This window comes from Burkholderia sp. LMG 13014 (assembly GCF_905232215.1).
Lineage (GTDB): Bacteria > Pseudomonadota > Gammaproteobacteria > Burkholderiales > Burkholderiaceae > Burkholderia.
In genome coordinates this window covers 1-4,864 of the sequence record NZ_CAJNKE010000450.1, presented here as the reverse complement: position 1 = coordinate 4,864, position 4,864 = coordinate 1, and the positions used below count along the sequence as shown (strand labels likewise).

The window sequence follows — 4,864 nt, the reverse complement described above, 5'->3', positions numbered from 1 at the left end:
GCCGGCCAGCCTGCCGGATACGGCGCCGTCGTCGCTGGTGCGCCGCCGGCCGGACATCCTGCAGGCGGAAGCCCAGCTGCACGTGGCCAGTGCGCAGGTCGGCGTCGCGACGGCCGCGCTCTATCCGAACCTCACGTTGTCAGCGTCGGGCGGTTTCGACAGCATCGTCGCCGGCCGGTTGTTCGCGCCGGCCGGCCGCGCGTGGAGCGTCGGCGCCGGACTCACCGCGCCGCTCTTTCACGGCGGCACGCTGCTGAACCAGCGGCGCGCGGCGCAGGATGCGTACGACGAAGCCGGCGCGACCTACCGGCAAGTGGTGCTGTCGGCGTTTTCGCAGGTCGCCGACACGTTGCGCGCGCTCGCGAACGACGCGACGGCGCTCGACGCGCAGGCCCGCGCGATGGCCGCGGCCCGCGATGCGCTGACGCTCACGCAGGCCGGCTACGACGCGGGGATCTCGGGCTATGTGCAGTTGCTGGTCGCCGACGTGCAATACCACCAGGCGCGTCTTGCGTGGCTGCAGGCGGTTGCCCAGCGGCTGCAGGACACGGTCGCGTTCTACGTCGCGCTCGGCGGCGGCTGGGGCGACGCGGGCTGAAACGCGACGGTGCGGTCGGTCAGCCTGTTTGCGTGTGTGCCACGACGTCGGGCCGCTGCCAGGGCGGCAGCTCGGCCCAGCCGAGCGGGCCGTAGACCGTGCCGCCGGCGGCCTCGATCGTCTCGACGAATTCGGCGAGCGTCGCCCCGGCCGGCACGACCAGCTTCATCGCGTCGACGAATTCCTCGCTGCGCAGCCACGGCACTGCGCCGCCGTTGATCTGCTCGACGCTCCAGTCCTGCCCGTGGCGGCCGGCTTCGGGCGGCAGCAGGCGCGGCGCGTCGAACGCCACGCGCAGCAGCTGCGCGTGCGAATCGCTGTAAGGCGGTTGCGCGATGTCCTGGTAGGGCACGTCGGCCCAGCTTTGGCCGCATTGCAGATCGAGCGGCAGGCAGGTGAACCACGCCCAGGGGGCGCGGACGAAGCACAGCCGGTAGCCGGTCCGCGCGCCGTCCAGATTGGCGATCAGCGTCATGATGGGTTCATCCCTATAGCGTCGAAATCTCGCTGCGCATTGCGTACGGCGTGTACGCGGCCGGCGCGGACGGCGGAATCACGACATCGCCTGCGCGCATATGACCACTATCGTGCCGCCATCCGGCCCGGCCGTTGATTGACGTCAACCCGGAGCCGCAACGGCTGGAGGACGAACCTCACGCGCCCCGGGCACGGATACGGCAATCCCTGATTTCCATCAATCGCTTCGCGCGCATCCGCGCTGTAATCGATTCACTGCCCCCTTCACTCCCGTGAGGCGATCCATGAAACTGACTTTTCTCGGCGCGACCGAAACCGTGACCGGCTCGAAGTACCTGGTCGAGCACGGCAACCGGCGCGTGCTGGTCGATTGCGGCCTGTTCCAGGGCACCAAGAACCTGCGGCTGCGCAACTGGAGCCCGTTACCGGTCGCGCCCGACACGCTCGACGCGGTCGTGCTCACGCACGCACATCTCGACCATACCGGCTATCTTCCGGTGCTGGCACGCGAAGGGTTTCGCGGGCCGGTGTACTGCACGTCGGCCACGGCCGAACTTTGCGACATCATGCTGCGCGACAGCGCGCGGCTGCAGGAGGAAGAAGCCGACTTCGCGAACCGCCACGGCTACTCGAAGCATCATCCGGCGCAGCCGCTCTACACGCTGGACGATGCGCAACGCGCACTGCACCTGCTGAAGCCCGTCGCGTTCGACGACTGCACCGCGCTGGGCGGCGGGCTGGCGTTCCGCCTGCTGCCGGCCGGCCACATTCTCGGCGCGGCGAGCGTCGTGATGCACTGGGATCACAAGGTGCTCGCATTCTCGGGCGACCTCGGCCGCTATCACGACCCGATCATGCAGCCGCCGCTGGCGCCCGCGCATGCGGACTACCTGGTCGTCGAATCGACGTACGGCGACCGGCTGCATCCGGATTCGGACCCCGAGAGCGAACTGGCCGCGCTGTTCGACAAGACCTTCGCGCGCGGCGGCGTGGTCGTGATGCCCTGTTTCACCGTCGGCCGCGCGCAGGAGATCCTGCACTACATCGCGCGCCTGAAGGCTTCCGGCCCCATGGCGCGCGTCCCGGTGTTCGTCGACAGCCCGATGGCGACCGACGTGACCGAGATCTATCGCCACCATATCCTTGAACACCGTCTGACGCCTTCCGAAGCGAACGCGCTCGGCCACGCGGCCACGATGATCCGCTCGGTCGAGCAGTCGAAGGCGATCGCCGACCATCAGGGCCCGATGGTCATCATCGCCGGCAGCGGGATGGCGACGGGTGGCCGCGTGCTGCACCACCTGAGCCGCTACGCGCCCGATGCGCGCAACACGATCGCGCTGGTCGGCTACCAGGCCGCCGGCACGCGCGGCGCGGCGCTGGCCGCGCACGAGCCGACGCTGAAGATCCACGGCGAGTACGTGCGCGTGCGTGCGCAGGTCGAGTCGATCACGACGCTCTCCGCACACGCCGACTACGAGGAGATTCTCCGCTGGCTCGGCACGATGCAGCGTGCGCCCGTGCGAACCTTCGTCACGCATGGCGAACCGGCAGCGGCCGATGCGATGCGGCGGCGCATCGCGGAGCGGTTGCACTGGCCGTGCGAGGTGCCGGTGTATGCGCAGTGCGTCGATCTCGATGCGGTCGAATCCGGCGACACACGCGAGCCGGCCGCGCTTTCCTCGTGACGGTGTGACCGGCCGGACGTGACGGGAACCGAACGTCGCACGCCGGTTCCCGTCACGCGCTACCCGGCCATCAGCCGACTTCGATGATGACCTTCAGCGCTTGCGTCTGCGCCGCGCGGCCGAACGTGTCGTATGCGCGCTCGACGTCGTCGAGCGAGAACCGGTGCGTGATCAGGCGTGTCGGATCGAGGCGCCCGGCGCGCACGGTTTTCAGCAGCATCGGCGTGCTGACCGTGTCGACGAGCCGGGTCGTGATCGAGATGTTGCGATCCCACAGCTTCTCGAGGTGCAGGTCGGCCTTGACCCCGTGGACGCCGACGTTCGCGACCACGCCGCCCGGCGCCACCAGTGACGTACACATCTCGAACGTCGCCGGAATCCCGACCGCCTCGATCGCGCAATCCACGCCGACGCCGTCGGTCACTTTCATGACTTCCGCCACCGGGTCGCCAGAGCGGCCGTCGAAGCAATAGGTCGCGCCGAAACGTCGCGCCACGTCCAGCCGGTTGCTGTCCGGATCGATCATGATGATCTGCGCGGGCGAGTAGAACTGCGCGGTCAGCAGCGCCGCCAGCCCGATCGGGCCTGCGCCGACGATCGCGACCGAGCAGCCCGGCTGCACCTTGCCGTTCAGCACGCCGCATTCGAACCCGGTCGGCAGGATGTCGGACAGCATCACGAGCGCCTCCTCGTCCGCGCCCGGCGGAATCCGGTAGAGACTCGTCTGTGCATGCGGGATGCGCACGTACTCGGCCTGCGTGCCATCGATCCGGTTCCCGAGGATCCAGCCGCCGGTCGTGCAGTGCGAATACAGGCCGCGGCGGCAATATTCGCAGCGGCCGCACGACGAGATGCAGGAAATCAGGACGTGATCGCCCGGCTTCAGCGCGTCGACCGCGGCGCCGACCTGCTCGACGATGCCAACGCCCTCATGGCCGAGAATGCGACCGGGTTCGCAGGTCGGCACGTCGCCCTTGAGGATGTGCAGGTCGGTGCCGCAGATCGTCGTGCGTGTCACGCGGACGATCGCGTCGGTCGGCGACTGCAGTTCCGGCATGGGCCGCTGCTCGAGCGTCTTGCGCCCGGGGCCGTGATAGACAAGTGCTTTCATTGCGGTTCCTTCATCGAAAGAAAGGGTTGCGGGATCGTTCATCAGGATGGCGGCGCATGCCGAACCTGCGCCAGCACCATCGCGAGTGCGCAGGACGCGACCCGGACGGCGACGCTGTCGGCGCGGCTCGTCAGCACGATCGGCACGCGCGCGCCCACGACGATGCCTGCGCTGACGGCGCCGCCCAGGTATTCGAGCTGCTTCGCGAGCAGGTTGCCCGCTTCGATATCGGGCACGACCAGGATGTCGGCGCAGCCGGCGACCGGCGAATCGATCCCCTTGTCGTGCGCCGCCCGCAGCGAGATCGCGTTGTCGAACGCGAGCGGACCATCGACGATCGCGTCCGTGAGCTGGCCGCGCTCGGCCATCTTCGCGAGCGCCGCCGCGTCGAGCGTCGAGCGCATCGCCGGATTGACGGTCTCGACCGCGCACAGCACCGCCACGCGCGGGCAGGCCACGCCCAGCACATGCGCGACGTCGATCGCGTTCTGCGTGATGGCCGCCTTCTGCGCGAGGTCCGGCGCGATGTTCACCGCCGCGTCGGTCAGGATGAACGGCCGCGGATACGCCGGCGTCTCGATCAGGAAACAGTGGGACATGCGCTTGTCCGTGCGCAGCCCCGATTCGGCGGCGACGACCGCGCCCATCAGTTCGTCGGTATGCAGGCTGCCCTTCATCAGCGCGCCGGCGCGGCCGGCCGCCGCGAGTTCGACCGCACGGGCCGCCGCCGCATGGCTGTGCGGCACGTCCTCGATCGTCCAGCGCGAAAGATCGACGCCCGCGTCGCTCGCCACGCGCAGGACCTTGGCGCGCGGCGCGACGATCAGCGGCTCGACCCACGCCCCCAGCGGCGAAGCGGCGAGCGCGGCAAGTACGGTGATGCTGGCCGTATCGCACGGATGCACGACAGCGACGACGAGCGGCAACGCATTGCACGCCCGCGCGATCAGCGCGGACGGCGTACCGTCCGCGTGCGGCAGCAGGCCGGGC

General features: G+C 69.4%; 5 protein-coding genes. 2 read left to right on the top strand and 3 right to left on the bottom strand.

Translation table 11 applies throughout. The features are described from left to right. Positions 1 to 598 (top strand): TolC family protein (locus tag JYJ84_RS28370; RefSeq protein WP_205189756.1); only part of this gene is annotated, 598 nt, incomplete at its 5' end. Between the two features lie 19 nt (positions 599 to 617). On the opposite strand, the gene JYJ84_RS28365 is transcribed toward JYJ84_RS28370, so the two are convergent. Further along, positions 618 to 1,073 carry a hypothetical protein gene (locus tag JYJ84_RS28365; RefSeq protein WP_175220406.1) on the bottom strand — a complete coding sequence of 152 codons (456 nt, stop codon included), beginning with the start codon at positions 1,071 to 1,073 and terminating at the stop codon, positions 618 to 620. Positions 1,074 to 1,359: 286 nt separating this feature from the next. On the opposite strand from JYJ84_RS28365, the gene JYJ84_RS28360 reads away from it, so the two are divergent. After that, positions 1,360 to 2,763: an MBL fold metallo-hydrolase RNA specificity domain-containing protein gene (locus JYJ84_RS28360; protein ID WP_175220408.1), complete on the top strand. Its 1,404-nt coding sequence runs from the start codon at positions 1,360 to 1,362 to the stop codon at positions 2,761 to 2,763. A 70-nt stretch (positions 2,764 to 2,833) separates the two neighbouring features. Here the strand turns inward: JYJ84_RS28360 and JYJ84_RS28355 are convergent, their stop codons facing one another. After that, positions 2,834 to 3,874 carry a zinc-dependent alcohol dehydrogenase family protein gene (locus tag JYJ84_RS28355; protein ID WP_175220410.1) on the bottom strand — a complete coding sequence of 347 codons (1,041 nt, stop codon included), beginning with the start codon at positions 3,872 to 3,874 and terminating at the stop codon, positions 2,834 to 2,836. A gap of 41 nt (positions 3,875 to 3,915) precedes the next feature. Further along, a partial coding sequence (locus tag JYJ84_RS28350) for a bifunctional enoyl-CoA hydratase/phosphate acetyltransferase (protein ID WP_205189755.1) occupies positions 3,916 to 4,864 on the bottom strand: 949 nt, incomplete at its 5' end.

Bases quoted from the DNA above. Each gene is read 5' to 3' on its own strand.
- JYJ84_RS28365 (WP_175220406.1), bottom strand. From the start codon at position 1,073: ATGACGCTGATCGCCAATCTGGACGGCGCGCGGACCGGCTACCGGCTG.
- JYJ84_RS28360 (WP_175220408.1), top strand. From the start codon at position 1,360: ATGAAACTGACTTTTCTCGGCGCGACCGAAACCGTGACCGGCTCGAAG.
- JYJ84_RS28355 (WP_175220410.1), bottom strand. From the start codon at position 3,874: ATGAAAGCACTTGTCTATCACGGCCCCGGGCGCAAGACGCTCGAGCAG.